Origin of the sequence: Variovorax dokdonensis, from assembly GCF_030316895.1 — a bacterium.
In the GTDB taxonomy this organism is placed as follows: domain Bacteria; phylum Pseudomonadota; class Gammaproteobacteria; order Burkholderiales; family Burkholderiaceae_C; genus Variovorax; species Variovorax dokdonensis.
Genome location: NZ_JASZYV010000001.1, coordinates 265,628 through 279,793, shown reverse-complemented (window position 1 = coordinate 279,793; position 14,166 = coordinate 265,628). Strand labels below are relative to the sequence as shown.

Genomic DNA, 14,166 nt, shown 5'->3' with positions numbered 1-14,166 from the left:
GAAACATCATGAAACCCTCCCGCCTGCTGGCTGCCGCACTGGCCTGCGCCGCCGCCTGTATCGCTGTGTCTGCCGTCGCGGGCGAAGCCGAGATCCGCAAGAACCTCGGTGAACGCTTCCCGCAGTTCCAGAAGATCGACGAAGTGCGCAAGACGCCGATCGACGGCCTGTTCGAAGTCCGCGTCGGCTCCGACATCTTCTACGTGGATGCGCAGGGCAACTACCTCATGCAGGGCGAGATGATCGACATCAAGGCCCGCCGCAACCTCACGCAGGAACGCGTGGACAAGCTCAACGAAGTGGCCTTCGACAAGCTGCCGCTGCAAGACGCCTTCAAGATCGTGCGCGGCAACGGGCAGCGCAAGCTGGCGGTGTTCGAAGACCCCAACTGCGGCTACTGCAAGCACTTCGAGAAGGACCTGCAGAAGGTGGACAACGTGACCGTCTACCTGTTCCTGTATCCGGTCCTGGGGCCGGACTCGCACACCAAGTCGCGCGACATCTGGTGCAGCAAGGACAAGGGCAAGGCCTGGAACGACTGGATGCTGACGCAAGCCAAGCCGACCACGGCGCCCGCGAGCTGCAATGCCGACGTGCTCGCGCGCAACGTTGCCTTCGGGCGCAAGTACAACATCAGCGGAACGCCGACGCTGATCTTCGCCGACGGTTCGCGCATTCCCGGCGCGGTGCCCGCCGAGCAGGTCGAGCAGAAACTGGCGGCCATCAAGAACTGATGGCATCCCACAGAGCACCCATCGCCTATCGCGTGGCGTGTGCCGACCGGCACGCCCACCTTTTCGAAGTCCAGCTGCAGATCGAGAATCCGGCCGCATCGCAGCGCGTGTCGCTGCCGGCGTGGATTCCGGGCAGCTACCTGATCCGCGAGTTCGCGAAGGACCTGCAGGGGCTGCAGGCGAAGCAGGGACGGCGATCGCTCGCGCTTGCGCACTTGGACAAGGCCACCTGGCAGGTCGAATGCAAGCCCGGGCAGCCGCTGGTCATGACCTGGCAGGTCTGCGCGCACGACAACTCCGTGCGCACCGCCTGGCTCGACGACGCGCGCGGCTTTTTCAACTCCACCAGCCTGTGTCTTCGTGTCGAAGGTCAGACCGACGTCCCCCATGCGCTGGAAGTCGTGGCGCCCACGGCGTCGGCCGGAGAGGCGCGCTGGCAGTGCGCTACCGCGCTCGCGCCGCTCAAGGTCGATCGCCACGGATTCGGCAGCTACCTTGCCGCCGACTATGACGAACTGGCCGACAGCCCGGTCGAGATGGGCGCCTTCTGGAGCGGCAGTTTCGATGCGGGCGGCGTTGCGCACCGCTTCGTGGTGGCCGGTGCAGCGCCCACATTCAACGGCGAAAAGCTGCTGGCGGACACCCAAGCCATCTGCGAGGCGCAGATGCAGCTGTGGCATGGCGATCGCGTCGGGCGCCGCGGTGGATCGAAGCCGCCGCACGACCGCTACGTCTTCATGCTCAACGTGGTCGACGACGGCTACGGCGGACTGGAGCATCGCCACAGCACGGCCCTGATCTGCGCACGCCGCGATCTGCCGCGCATCGGCGAGACGCGACAGACCGAGGGCTACACCACGCTGCTGGGCCTCATCAGCCATGAGTACTTCCACACCTGGAACGTCAAGCGACTGCGACCCGCCGAGTTCGCCGCTTACGACTATGCATCCGAGAACTACACGCGGCTGCTCTGGTTCTTCGAAGGCTTTACGAGCTACTACGACGACCTGGTTCTGCGCCGCTCCAACCGCATCGACGACGCCACCTACCTGCGCCTGATCACCAAGACCATCAACCAGGTGCTGCAGACGCCAGGGCGCGAGGTGCAGTCGGTCGCGCAGGCGAGCTTCGACGCGTGGGTCAAGTACTACCGGCAGGACGAACAGACGCCCAATCTGACGGTGAGCTACTACACCAAGGGTGCCTTGGTGGCGCTGTGCCTGGATCTCACTTTGCGCGCCGAAGGCAAGGGCACGCTCGACGACGTCATGCGACTGCTGTGGACCCGCAGCGATGGCGGACCCATTGCCGAAGCGGATATTGCCGCAGCCTTGGCCGAAGTGGGGCATCGTTCGTTCTCATCCGAGCTCGACCGATGGGTGCACGGCACCGGCGAACTGCCGCTGACCGAACTGCTCATCGCGCACGGTGTGGCGGCCCTCGACGAGCCGGCGCAGCCTGCCCAGCGATTGGGCCTGCGAGTGGCCGAGACCAACGGCGCCGTGCAGGTCAAGGTGGTGCTGCGCGGCGGCGCGGCTGAAAAAGCCGGCTTTGCGGCAGGCGACGAATGGCTGGGTGTCGAGGTCACGGGCAACCGCGGTCGCCCCGCGCAAGCCTGGCGCATTGCCAAGCTCGAAGACCTGGCCCTGTACCTGGGCCCCGACGCCAAGACGGTCACCGCGATCGTCGCCCGGGACCGGCGCCTTCTGCGACTGCCGCTGCAACTGCCCGCAGGCATCACCACCTGGCGACTGGCGGTACAGGACGCCCGGCGCATGTCGCATTGGCTGGGCGGCGCGGTCAGCGAGCATCCTCCAACCCGTTCACGTTCAAAGAGGCAACCCAGATGAGCTACGAAAACATTCAGGTCCGCACCGAAGGCGGCAAGGTCGGCATCGTCACCCTGCATCGCCCCAAGGCGCTCAATGCGCTCAACGACGCGCTGATGGATGAACTGGGCCAGGCGCTGATGGCCTTTGATGCCGACGAGGCCATCGGCTGCATCATCATCACCGGCAGCGAGAAGGCATTTGCCGCTGGCGCCGACATCTCGGCGATGGCCAAGTACAGCTTTCAGGACGTCTACAAGAAGAACTTCATCAGCCGCAACTGGGAAACCATCCGCCAGGTGCGCAAGCCGGTCATCGCCGCGGTGAGCGGATTCGCCCTGGGTGGCGGCTGCGAGCTGGCGATGATGTGCGACTTCATCATCGCCGCCGACAACGCGAAGTTCGGTCAGCCCGAGATCAAGATCGGCGTGATCCCCGGCGCCGGCGGCACGCAGCGGCTTCCGCTGGCGGTGGGCAAGTCCAAGGCCATGGACATGACCCTGACCGGCCGCATGATGGACGCCCAGGAGGCCGAGCGCGCCGGCCTGGTCAGCCGCGTGGTGCCGGTGGACAAACTGGCCGACGAGGCCTTGGGAGCGGCCCTCGTCATTGCGGGCTATTCGCAGATCTCGGTGATGGCCGCCAAGGAATCGGTCAACCGCGCCTTCGAATCCGGCCTGTCGGACGGCCTGCTGTTCGAGCGCCGCTTGTTCCATTCGCTTTTCGCCACGGCCGACCAGAAGGAAGGCATGGATGCCTTCCTGAACAAGCGCGCACCGGACTTCAAGAACGCCTGAGCTTCGAGCACAGGCGCGGGGCGCTATTTGCGCCCTCGCCCCGAAGGCGCCCTGACCGCCTCGCGCAATGCGGCATGGAGCGCTTCGAGCAAAGCCGGGCTGGGGCGGCTCGTGATGGGCGCAGAAGCGCCTTCCGTCCAGCGAAGCTGACTGCGCCCGACTTCCAGCAATGCCAGTGGCTGGCCCTTGCGCTCCAGCGAAACGCGCCATTGCGGCAACTCTCGCAAGACCTCGCCGCTGGATTCCTGCGCCGCCGCCTCGTTCAGCAGCGCAACAAGGTTGCTGCCTTCCACACGCGGCACGGTCCTGATCTGGCCGGAAACGCTTGCGATGTGCAGTTCGCTCCAGCGCGAGAGTGATGCGTAGGCTGGGGTCGCCTTGGCCGTCGGCTCGGCCGGGGCTTGAGGCGTTGGCGTCGACGACGGCGACGACTGCAATAACGGCGATGACGGCGCCTGCGGCACCGGCCGGGTCGTGGCTGGCGGCATCGGCATCGGCATCGGCATCGGCATCGGCATCGAAGCTGCTGGCGCCGGCGGCACCGCAACCCGCGACTGCGCCTTCGCCAGGTCCTGCATCTGCGAAGGACTCAGGGCTTGGGCTTCTGCTGCGGGTGCCGAGTCGGTGCCTGCCTCCCCGAAGGCGCCCTGCTCGCGCGCGCCGTCCTTGCTGCCGGCATTGGCCGGCGGCGTGGGCATGGACGGGGTGGACGGTATGGATGGCGTGGCAAGGGGCGCCGATGGCGGTGCGGCCGACAGCGGCGGTAAGGGCGCTGCGGGTGCGGCTTTCGGCGCTGCCCCGGACGCTTGAGTGCCAGGTGCGCGCTGCTCGGCGGCTCGCTGCTCGACCACCTTTTTCTCGACCGCCCGCTGCTCGACTGCGCTTTGCCCGGCGGCACTTTGCCCGGCCGCATCGGGCTGAGCCGCGTTGCGATCCGCCGACCCTGGCTCGGTCGACGCTTCTTCTGTGGCCTTCCCGGTCTCCGGCGCTTCATCGCGGTCAAGCCGCTCGCGCGGCGACGATTTCATTTCCGGCGAGGCAACGCGCGGCCAAGACTCGTGATCGGGCCGCGCGTCGGGCACCGGTTCTCCTTGCCAGACCAAGGTGATCAACACGCCCACCACCACCGTGGCCAGGCCCGCCGCCCAGGGCATCGCACTGCGCCCGCGCGCTTCATTGCGGCCGCTGCGCAGCCAGGTACCGATGCGCCACCAGGCCGTCCGTGACCGGCTCGCGGCGATCAGTTCTTCGGCCGCGGCAACGGCGTCGTGCGCATGATCGAGCACCGCCTTGCGAACATGCCAATCCGGCAATTCGGAGCGGTCTGGCGCCTGAGCGAGCGCCTGGGCCATGAATGCATCGTGCAAGTCGGCATCGCCACCGGGGCCCTCGCCGGGGAGCGAATTCAGGTGTGGATCCTTGCTCGTCATGCGCGCGGCCCCAGTGCCTCGAGATAGGTGGCCATGCAGGCGCGCAACTTCTTCAGGCCGTAGCGAAGGCGGCTGCGTACGGTCTCGAATTCGACCTCCTGCATCTGCGCAATGTCTTCCACCGCCACGCCCTCTTCGTTGCGCAGCAGGAAGGCCGCGCGTTGATCGTCCGGCAACTCGTCCAGGCATGCCAGCAGCCGGCGACCGGCCGCACGCCAGAACGCAAGCTCCTCGGCCGACGGATGAGCGGCTTCTGCTCCGTGGCCCGCGCTGCGCGCCCGCCGAAATGCGCGCAAGGCTTCGGCGCCATCGCCGCCTTCTTCATCGTCGTCGCCATGAGCGAGCACGACTTCGCGCCCGCTGACGCGCAGTCGATCCATGGCCAGGTTGTGCGCGATCGTGAAGGCCCACGTTCGCCAGCGCGCGCCCTGGGGCGCGAAGCTTTCGCGTGCGGCGACGATGCGAAACCACGTTTCCTGGAACACCTCGTCCACCTCGGCCGCAAGCCGCACCCCGAGAAGCCGGCGCACGAAGCGGTACAGCGCGCCCTCGTGGCGCCCATAGAGGACATCGAAGGCACGGCTGTCGCCGTCGGCAAAGGCGCGCATCAATGCCTCGTCCGGCATGGCTTCATGCAGTTCGGCAATGGCGGCGTCGGGTTCGAGCATCGTTGGATTTTCACCTGAGCTGATACGGACCAAGGACGAGCTCGGGGTTAGTCCGAGGCGAATTCTTTCGCCCGACGCAACCCGCCTGCAGGGCGACGGCCGTATCAGTGGGCATCGACAACCCCGGAGCCTATCCATGAATCTGCCTTGCCCCCGCCCCCACTCACGCCTCTTGCGTCCATGGATCGCGCTGTTGTGCGTGCCATTGCTCGGTGCCGGCAGCATGGCAACCGCCGACGTGGTCGCGCCCCACGAGACGCGCTGGCCCCAGCCCGCGCGGCAGACGTCCTGGCCGATGGCCGTGCAGACGGCGCCGAATTTCAATGCGCCTTCGGCCACCCATTGCATGCGGCCTGCCCGGATGGTGGAGGTGCCCGGCGGCCAGAGCGCGCCGAGGGCGGTCGATGAAGCCGCGCCACCGGTCGGCATGCCGCGGCGGGATCGCGCAGGAGACGCGCTCTTCGAAAAGGGCGCGAGGCTTGAAAGCCGCAAGGAAATCGCTTCGGGAAGCGCGGCCCCGACGCCGGCTCCGGCCCCGTCGGCCCCGGCCGCGAGCGCCTTTGCAGACGAGCGCGCGCATGGCGCGGACAGCAAGCCAGAACGGCAACGGCAAGAGGAGGTCGTGACGGCCGGCATGGTCGACGACAACGCCAACTTCTCGGACTACCTGCAGTTCCTGCGCAAATACGCGCAGGTGCCGCACCGCGAGCGCAACGTGCGCGAGCGCTACCTGCTCGAAGTGCGTACGCCCGCCGGCATCGCCGTGCCCGACGCCGAAATCGCGCTGCGCGCCGACAATGGCGCGGCCATGTGGGCCCGCACCGACAGCGCCGGTCGCGCCTGGATCCACCCACTCGCATTCGATCCGCAGGGCAGCGCCCGCTATCAGGTGGCCGCGCGAAAGAACGGTCGCGAGGCCACCGCCGTGCTTGCCCGCGGGCAGAAGAGCGCCGTCGAACTGACCCTCGATGCCCCGCCCTCCCCGCCTCGCGCACAGCTCGACCTGGTCTTCCTGGTCGACGCCACCGGCTCGATGGGCGACGAGATCGGCAAGCTGCGCGCCAGTCTGCGCAGCATTGCCGACGAAGTGGCGCGGCTGCCCAGTCGCCCCGACCTGTGCTTCGGCCTGGTCGCCTACCGGGATCGCGGCGATGCCTTCCTGCTGCGCCGTTACGACCTTTCGAACGACCTGGCAGGGTTTCAGTCGGCACTCGATGCGCTGCGTGCCGATGGCGGCGGCGACTACCCCGAGGCCATGAACGAGGCCTTTCACGACACGCTCCACAACATCGACTGGCGCGGCCCGGGCGCCACGCGCCTGGTCGTGCTGCTGGCCGATGCGCCGCCCCACCTGGACTACGGGGGCCCGCAATACGACGAGGACATGATGGCTGCGCTCGGAAAGGGCATCAAGGTGTTCTCCGTAGGGGCGAGCGGCCTGCGTCGGCAGGGGGAATATGTGCAGCGCCAGATCGCCCAGTACACGGGCGGCAGCTTCGTTTTCCTGACGTACCAAGATGCGCGAAACCCCGCCAGCGGACCCGGCCGCGAGACCGTGCACGACGTGCGCAACTATTCGGTGCAGACGCTGGACAAGCTGATCGTGAAGCTGGTGAGCGACGAACTGGCAAAGCTGCCGGCAGGAAACGGTTGAGCGCCAACGTGCACCCAGTTGCGAGCCCCAGAAATTTCTGGGTTATAATTTTGGGCTCGGCTCTTTAGCTCAGTCGGTTAGAGCGATGGAATCATAATCCACAGGTCCGCGGTTCGAGTCCGTGAAGAGCCACCAAACGATAACCCTCGTGGTTACTGGAAAGCCCGCTATCAAAAAGGTAGCGGGCTTTTCTCTTTTCGGCGCTTCTGGCCCAGCGATGTGACGGCGGATGTAAGAGTATTTGTTGGCGCTGGTGGCAAAGCAGCTCCTATCGCGAAGACTGGGAGGCCGTAGGCGTTTACGAGACGCGGCCACGACCCCAGTGCTGTGACAATCTGCTACTGGACAAAGTGAGGCTTTGAATGACGAGTGAGGTATTGATCCTCAATAAGCGAGCAGTCGTTCTTGGAGCGGACAGCGCCGTCACGACATCCGGGGGCGGCGACCACCCCAGGTACTCCAAGACGGCAAACAAGATCTTCGAGTTGACGAAGCTCGGGTCAGTCGCCGCGGCCATCTACGGATCCGCGAGCATTGATCAAGTCCCTTGGGAGATCGTGCTAAAGCTCTTTCGACAGCACCTGAGTACGACTTCCTTTTCCCAGCTCGACGAGTATGCAACCGCACTTGCGGCCTTCCTCGATGGCAACGACGTTCTGTTTCCGGCGCCCCTCCGGGCAGGATGGGTTGAAGATCAATTCGACAACGCCCTTGTCGAGATAACGAAGCACATCGCGAGCAATGCACCGGGACTCGAGGATCTTTCGATCCCGCTTGCGGATCGCAAAAGGCTCTGGAAGGAGCAAGCCGAAGCACTGGAGACCACCCTTGATCGACGCGGCGTCGCAGCGCCCCTCTCTCAGGGGCGATTGGACGAGTTGCTCGCCAACCTAGGCCCATGGGTGCAACGGGCTCAAAACCAGATCAACGCGGAGCCCATTCTGGAGCCAATCGACTCAGCACACATTGCAGCGCTGGGTCACAAATTGCGCTACAACCTTCCGGAAATGGTTCTGCCGGGCAGGTCCGGGATAGCAGTCACGGGATACGGAGACACACAGATTTTCCCTGCCTTCACCCGACTGGAGGTGTTTGGGCATGTTGGCGATGAGCTTTACTTCACCTCGGCCGGCAACTTTGAAGTCACTCATACCAGCATCGCGATGATTCAGCCGTTAGCGCAATCGTCGATGATCGACATGTTCACAGACGGGTTCGGTCAATCGCTGGAACTCATAATTAACGAAAAGAGCAGAAGCGCTATTGCCGACGTGTTCAGCAAACTCGACGCAAAGGGCATCGGAGTTCCCCCGGACTTGAAGCAGGAGATTTCGGCGTCGTGCCATGAATCCTTCACTATGGAATGGAAGAAGGCGAACTGGCAGGAGAACTTCAACCCGCTGGTGGGAGTGCTGCAAAGTTTGAGCGTGGGTGAAATGGCGCACTTGGCCGAGTCACTTCTGGGTTTGCAATCCTTGAAGGAGCGCGTAACCTCTGCGTCTGAGACCGTCGGCGGGCCGATTGATGTGGCGGCGATCACGAAAGGTGAAGGTTTGGTCTGGATTAAGCGGAAACATTACTTTGATCCGGACTTGAACTTGCGATTCGCCGCGAGACTCAACAAATCATTCGACTAATGGAGATCGGTGTGGGGATATTTGATCAGTACCTGTTGTCGAAGAGGTCGAACGTAAATGCCGGCCGTTCGCCGAGGCCTACCCTCGACGGCCGCGCTAAGCTGTACAAGGCATTCGCCGAGGAAAAGAGGGCTGAGGATGCTCGCACGGAGCACAGCCCGCTGGTGGTGTGGGCACGTCGGGTAGAACATGGGAAGAACGCTCCAGAAGTGCACAAGCGACCGGCCAACCTCAAGACCATCGTCGAATAGCAAGAGCTCGCTTCGCCGTCCGTCAAGCAGGCCGCTTGGACCTGTACCTGCTGGCTATGTCCACTCAGCCGATAGAGACTCGGCCTGCCTCAGCACCGCCTCGGTCGCCTCTTCCTGCCGATCTGGCGGATACTTGTATTGACGCGGCAGGGTCCTCACCATGACTCGAATATGGGCCCGAACCGATTCGCGCTTGGCACAGTCCACCGTCACAGACCAATCTTCACGGCTACGATTGCGTTATGGCCGACGCCCTTTTCCGCCGCATCGACCGCCGCCATCCGGCGCCGTGGTACCGCCGACAACTGGACCGCGAGACTGGTGAAGTGAGGTACTACGCAAAGTTGCCACCAGGTTTCGCCTGCGGGGGGTCCGTGGAATCCTATTGGCTTACGCCCACCGAGACCGCAATGCCGAATTGCGCCTATCTGGATGGGGAAATGAGGCCGCATTGAGACCTGCCGGGCAGAACGGATTCAGCGCCTTTTTTCGGCCCAAGGCCAAGTTGGTGCCGTGACAACCTCGCGCGTGCGCGCGTAGTTTTCATCTCAATGTGCGGCTCGCGCGTGTTTGCGCGGGTCATGTCCTCAATCACGCCTGGGTCTAACCTCCCCACCCGGAAATCAAACTCTGCAGGAGAGCGTCAGCAGCCTGGAAGAAGGTCGCGGCTGTGTCCAGCGTTTGGCCTACATGGGCGAAGGTCGGTCCGAAAACGATGCCCGAGTTGTCGCCGTCCTCGATGGTCACGAACTCAAGGCTGCGAAGTGTGGCGTGCCCGGCAGTAAATGAGTAGCCACGAAACGCAAACTGGTACAGGTCATCCATGCCCGCGACGTGTGCGGCCCTCTCTGCTGTCAGGGTTGAAATACCTCCGTCGGGCGCCGCCGCAAGCTGATGCAAGAACTCAGCATTTCTTTCTGAGATTCGCGCCAAGAGTCGCCCATCCCGAACGATGGCGTTCGCCTGAGTACGGCGGTGCCGCTCGTCATTTGCATGCATGCTGGCGAGCAACCCGGGCTCCCTGAACAACGCCCCACTGAAGAATAGGCACTCCGCGCCCGTGCGAATCAAGACCTGCGCTTCTGCGACTAGGCCCCGCTCCACCAAGATGACTGCTCCTTGAAAAGCCGTCATCGCTCTGACCCATAAGGCGATCGTTGCAATGCGTGAGTCATCGAATTCGTCTGGCCAAGCCCAGTCAAAAAACCGAGTCGTCACAGTTTCTGACGCTGCCTTTGCCTGGCTCAGATTCTCGGCGAACTGCATTCGCACCTGAGCAGGAATGGCCTCCGCCTCGAGCGAGAGGTAGCCTCGCAGGGTGGAATCGTTGGGGGCTTCAAGAAACGTTGCCATCATCGCTCGGGTGGGGCTCAGGACTATGAAGCATGCCACGCCTGCGTGGATCGCTCCGGGAGCGTTTTTGAGCCGCGGACGCGGGCCCTGGCAGCGTGTTGATGGCTTCTTTGGACCCTTGTGGGCCTGGTGTACTGGCCGCCAACTCCTGCACGGCTCACACAAGGTTCCGGCCCAGTGAGGACATCTTTGCCTCGCGTGCGCGCGCGTACAACTCGAACCTTGCAGGGCCGCCCCCCGTGCCTACCTCGGCAGTGCGCGTCCTGACGGTTAGCCCAGGGGGGGGCGTGATGCCGCCTTCTCCCACAGCGCGGCGCACGCGCCGAGTGTACGCATCGAACGCCTCGCGGCTTACGCTCAGATCTGTCTCGTCCCACTTGCCCAGCCCCAGCTCGATGCTCTTGGCCTCGATGGTCAAGCGCGAATGGTCCCAGGAGTTCAAGGGCATGCCCGCGGCCGCCTCGATGGCACCGGCTTGGAAGAGCTGGCGCTTCACGATGCCCAGCATTTAGTTGAAACCCTTGGGGGGCGCGGCCTTCATGCACGTGTCGGCGGCGCCCTCGAAGGTATCAAGCGGAACGCCCTTGTCAACGAGCACACGGAAGTTAGGGTGGCCGGAATTGACATCGGCCATGCCCTTGGCACGGAGAGCCGCGGAGATGTGTTCGATGGCGACGTTCTTCTCCTGAGACACCACAGAACACCCGCGGGGTACTACTTGGGGGGGTTAATTTCCTTACACTGGTTCCGTACCCGGAACCGGTTCCGGGTACGGTGCCGGTGTCGGATTCAAGGCGAACTCCCGGCGAAGTCCCTTAGGTGAGCGTGGCAATCCTCAATCTGCCATCGTTGGCCTCCAGGGGCAGCGAGCGAGAACGCGCCCTGCTTTCCGTACTGAGCGAGAGCGAACGGGAATTGCTGCTCGCACTGCTCAAGCGGCTCCATGAGAACCTGCCGGAAGTGGAGTTGGCCACTCAGCGCTACGTTCAGGGCCGACTATCGAACGACGACGGCAAGTAAGGAACAGCCGGGGATCCAATTCATCCGCGCTTGCGCTGCGCCGGCTTGTCGGCCACGTTGCCCCACGTTCCCACGTTGGCGGACTTCAACAGCGGCGAGGCGCTGCCGGTCATGGCCAGTTCTTCCGCAGCGGCAAGAAGATCGGGGCCGAACTTCTGCATGCGCTCCAGCGTCAGGCGCTGGGAAGGTCCGGCCACGATGATCACGCCCGTCGCCGGCTCGCCCGCGCGTCGAACGGGCGCCGCCATCGAACTCATGCCTGGCGCGTACACGTCCTGGATGATGCTGTAGCCGCGCTTGCGATGCTGGTCGAGCACCTTCAGCAATGCCTTGATCGACGTGGGCGCGTTGGGCCCGTAGTTCTTGGGATCGCCCATGCCTTGGTGGCTCACATATTCGATGGCCGTGTCCTCGGGCAACGTCATCAGCCATGCCTGGCCGGCCGCACTGCACGACAGACGCAGGTCGATCCCCATGTCGGGGTCGTAGAGCAGCCCTGACCGTGCCCCCTGGGCTTTGGCGACGAGCGTGAGTCGCTCGCCATCGACGATGGCCAGCCTCACCAGCTCCTCCGTCGTCTGGGCCAACCGCGCGATCACCGGCTGTGCAATGTCCACAACCCCGGATTTACTGAGGAAAGTCAGCCCCATCGAAGCGAGCTTGGTCGTCAATGCGTAGTCGCCGCGCTGTGGCAGCTGCCGCACGTATCCGTACTTGATCAACTCATGCAGGGTTCGGTGGCAACCGCTGCGCAGCTGATTCAGGTCGGTCGAGATCTGAACCAGGCTGGTGCCGTCGGGGTAGTCGATCAGGTACTCCAGTATCGCCAGCGACTTTTCCATTGCTCCGCTCATGCGCGTGCCCCACCTTTGTGATCGTTCATTTTTTGAATGCTATCTGAAACTTGAATGACATTCAATATTCATGCATCATCGCGCTCCGCGGCGCCGGAGGGCTGCCGATTGCATTGCCAGAGAACCGAAGGAGACACATGAACTTCCGCAACCCCGTTCGCCGCGCACTCGTGGCTGCGCTTGGCGCACTGACCGTACTGGGCGCGTCGTCCCTGCACGCCCAGGAGATCAAGGAGCGCAACCTGCGCTTCGCCTTCAGCCTGGCCAAGGAGCATCCCCTGGGCGTCGGTGCCCAGAAGTTCGCGGACGCCGTGGCGCAAAAGAGCGGCGGCAAGATGAAGGTCACGCTGTTCCCCAACGCGGTATTGGGCAGCGATCCGCAGAACCTGTCGGCCGTGCGCGGAGGCACGCTCGACTTCACATCCATGGCCACCGGCCTGGTCGCCTCCATCGACAAGCGTTTCATGGTCTTCGACCTGCCCTTCCTGTTCAACGACGCCAAGGAGGCCTACGCAATCGCCGATGGCCCGGTCGGCAAAGGCTTGCTCGACGACTTGTCGGCACACGGCGTGATCGGCCTGGGCATCTGGGACCTGGGTTTTCGCAACATGACGAACAGCAAGAGGCCGATCACCAAGGCCGAGGACTTGCAGGGTCTCAAGATCCGGGTGATCGCCTCGCCGATCTTCATCGACCTGTTCACCACCCTCGGGGCCAACCCCGTTCCGATGACCTTCGGAGAGGTCTACGGCGCGCTGGAGTCCAAGGCCATCGACGGACAGGACAATCCCGTCGCGGTGATCGAGTCCGCCAAGTTCGCGGAAGTCCAGAAGTACCTCTCGCTGACGCGCCATGTCTACACCGGCATGCCGTTCATGATGAGCAAGAAGACCTGGGACTCCATGTCCGACGCCGAACGCAACGTGATCCGCGCTGCTGCCGAAGAAGCCAAGCAGGAAGAGCGCAAGGTCACCGCAGCCAAGGAAGGCCAGTCGGTGGAAACCTTGAAGAAGAGCATGCAGGTCAACGAAGTCAGTCCGGCCGAGGTCGCACGGCTTCGCGAGAAGGTTCAGCCGGTCACCGACAAGTTCTCCAAGGAAGTGGGCGATGCCACGTTCCAGCAGGTCAGCGCCGAACTGGCGCGCCTGCGCACTGCCAGCAAGTAGGAGTTCGGATGTCGCTTCTGGGCAAGGCCGCACTGGCCATGTGGTGGGACATGGCGCCCGACGCCCGTGCCGACTTCGAGCATTGGCACGCGCACGAGCATTTCCCCGAACGCTTGTCGATCCCGGGGTTCAGGCGCGCCTCGCGCTGGAGCAGCGCGGAAAACGAGGAAGGCGTGTTCGTCATCTACGAACTCGAAGACCACGCTGTGCTTTCGTCTGAGCCATACGCCGCGCGATTGAACGCGCCCTCCGCATGGTCCACGCGCATGATGCCCCTTCACCGCAACATGGTCCGCAGCCAATGTCGCGTTCTTGAAAGCCACGGCGTACTCACATCGCGCCAGGCGCTGACCATTCGCCTGTCACCCGCGCCGGGCCGCGCCGAATCGCTGCGCGCCGCCGTGAGGAGGTTGGGCCAGAAATTGTGGATGCAGCCGGGCATGGCAGGGCTGCACCTGCTTCGGCACGAGACACCTGCGCTCCCGTCGACGACCGAACAGAAGATGCGCGGCCTAGCCGACAAGGTCGCGGACTGGGTGCTCGTCGTCTGCGCCTACGATCCCGCCTCGCTGCAGGCGCTTGGCGAGAACGAACTGAGCGACCGCGCACTGGTCGACATGGGCGCGGCCCAAGGCACAGAACGCCACCGCTACAGCCTGGCCCTGTCCGCCACAGCGTACGAGTTCTCGCCCGCTTCCTCCTGAGCGCGACCTGGGCACAGCGACGGTAGGCCGGCGCGGCATGGCCGCTTGTGCTCCGAACGGAGCGTCTGC

At 64.2% G+C, this 14,166-nt stretch carries 14 protein-coding genes, 1 tRNA gene and 1 pseudogene; 10 read left to right on the top strand and 6 right to left on the bottom strand.

Annotation, left to right across the window (positions count from 1 at the left end):
• Positions 1 to 8: 8 nt before the first annotated feature.
• From QTH91_RS01265 to QTH91_RS01255, 3 genes are read left to right on the top strand one after another with little or no spacing between them, the layout of a single operon-like run.
• The gene (locus QTH91_RS01265) at positions 9 to 734 is read left to right on the top strand and encodes a DsbC family protein (RefSeq protein ID WP_286658223.1); all 726 of its coding nucleotides are present in this window, start codon (positions 9 to 11) and stop codon (positions 732 to 734) included.
• On the top strand, positions 734 to 2,584 hold the full coding sequence (locus QTH91_RS01260; RefSeq protein WP_286658222.1) for a M61 family metallopeptidase: 1,851 nt from the start codon (positions 734 to 736) through the stop codon (positions 2,582 to 2,584). Before QTH91_RS01265 ends, QTH91_RS01260 begins: the two co-directional genes overlap by 1 nt.
• Entirely contained in the window at positions 2,581 to 3,360 is a 780-nt protein-coding gene (locus QTH91_RS01255; RefSeq protein ID WP_286658221.1) for an enoyl-CoA hydratase, read from the top strand. The genes QTH91_RS01260 and QTH91_RS01255 overlap by 4 nt, the downstream gene beginning before the upstream one ends.
• A gap of 23 nt (positions 3,361 to 3,383) precedes the next feature.
• On the opposite strand, the gene QTH91_RS01250 is transcribed toward QTH91_RS01255, so the two are convergent.
• Positions 3,384 to 4,790, bottom strand: a complete 1,407-nt coding sequence (locus tag QTH91_RS01250) for a hypothetical protein (protein WP_286658220.1) — start codon at positions 4,788 to 4,790, stop codon at positions 3,384 to 3,386.
• Positions 4,787 to 5,458, bottom strand: coding sequence for a sigma-70 family RNA polymerase sigma factor (locus QTH91_RS01245; protein ID WP_286658219.1), 672 nt, complete (start codon positions 5,456 to 5,458; stop codon positions 4,787 to 4,789). Before QTH91_RS01245 ends, QTH91_RS01250 begins: the two co-directional genes overlap by 4 nt.
• Before the next feature lie 136 nt (positions 5,459 to 5,594).
• Between QTH91_RS01245 and QTH91_RS01240 the strand changes: the two genes are divergently transcribed.
• The 3 genes from QTH91_RS01240 to QTH91_RS01230 all read left to right on the top strand — a co-directional run bounded on the left by QTH91_RS01240 (position 5,595) and on the right by QTH91_RS01230 (position 8,749).
• Entirely contained in the window at positions 5,595 to 7,112 is a 1,518-nt protein-coding gene (locus tag QTH91_RS01240) for a vWA domain-containing protein (RefSeq protein ID WP_286658218.1), read from the top strand.
• A gap of 58 nt (positions 7,113 to 7,170) precedes the next feature.
• A tRNA-Met gene (locus QTH91_RS01235) sits at positions 7,171 to 7,247 on the top strand.
• A 227-nt stretch (positions 7,248 to 7,474) separates the two neighbouring features.
• On the top strand, positions 7,475 to 8,749 hold the full coding sequence (locus tag QTH91_RS01230; RefSeq protein WP_286658217.1) for a hypothetical protein: 1,275 nt from the start codon (positions 7,475 to 7,477) through the stop codon (positions 8,747 to 8,749).
• Between the two features lie 305 nt (positions 8,750 to 9,054).
• Here QTH91_RS01230 and QTH91_RS01225 read toward each other — a convergent pair.
• Positions 9,055 to 9,216, bottom strand: a pseudogene (locus tag QTH91_RS01225) (type I restriction enzyme endonuclease domain-containing protein); the annotation flags it as partial.
• Between the two features lie 387 nt (positions 9,217 to 9,603).
• Positions 9,604 to 10,356, bottom strand: a complete 753-nt coding sequence (locus QTH91_RS01220) for a DUF5677 domain-containing protein (protein WP_286658215.1) — start codon at positions 10,354 to 10,356, stop codon at positions 9,604 to 9,606.
• A 374-nt stretch (positions 10,357 to 10,730) separates the two neighbouring features.
• Here QTH91_RS01220 and QTH91_RS01215 point away from each other — a divergent pair, with 374 nt between their 5' ends.
• Positions 10,731 to 10,865 carry a hypothetical protein gene (locus QTH91_RS01215; protein WP_286658214.1) on the top strand — a complete coding sequence of 45 codons (135 nt, stop codon included), beginning with the start codon at positions 10,731 to 10,733 and terminating at the stop codon, positions 10,863 to 10,865.
• On the opposite strand, the gene QTH91_RS01210 is transcribed toward QTH91_RS01215, so the two are convergent.
• Entirely contained in the window at positions 10,862 to 11,047 is a 186-nt protein-coding gene (locus QTH91_RS01210) for a hypothetical protein (RefSeq protein ID WP_286658213.1), read from the bottom strand. The two genes, QTH91_RS01215 and QTH91_RS01210, sit on opposite strands and share 4 nt — an antisense overlap.
• Before the next feature lie 125 nt (positions 11,048 to 11,172).
• Here QTH91_RS01210 and QTH91_RS01205 point away from each other — a divergent pair, with 125 nt between their 5' ends.
• A complete protein-coding gene (locus QTH91_RS01205) occupies positions 11,173 to 11,373 on the top strand; it encodes a hypothetical protein (RefSeq protein WP_286658212.1) in 201 nt (66 codons plus the stop codon).
• A gap of 20 nt (positions 11,374 to 11,393) precedes the next feature.
• Here the strand turns inward: QTH91_RS01205 and QTH91_RS01200 are convergent, their stop codons facing one another.
• On the bottom strand, positions 11,394 to 12,227 hold the full coding sequence (locus QTH91_RS01200) for an IclR family transcriptional regulator (protein WP_286658211.1): 834 nt from the start codon (positions 12,225 to 12,227) through the stop codon (positions 11,394 to 11,396).
• A 137-nt stretch (positions 12,228 to 12,364) separates the two neighbouring features.
• On the opposite strand from QTH91_RS01200, the gene QTH91_RS01195 reads away from it, so the two are divergent.
• Together QTH91_RS01195 and QTH91_RS01190 are read left to right on the top strand one after the other, a co-directional pair.
• Complete coding sequence (locus QTH91_RS01195) at positions 12,365 to 13,393, top strand: TRAP transporter substrate-binding protein (RefSeq protein WP_286658210.1); 1,029 nt, start codon at positions 12,365 to 12,367, stop codon at positions 13,391 to 13,393.
• A gap of 8 nt (positions 13,394 to 13,401) precedes the next feature.
• The gene (locus QTH91_RS01190) at positions 13,402 to 14,097 is read left to right on the top strand and encodes a hypothetical protein (RefSeq protein WP_286658209.1); all 696 of its coding nucleotides are present in this window, start codon (positions 13,402 to 13,404) and stop codon (positions 14,095 to 14,097) included.
• Positions 14,098 to 14,166: the final 69 nt, after the last annotated feature.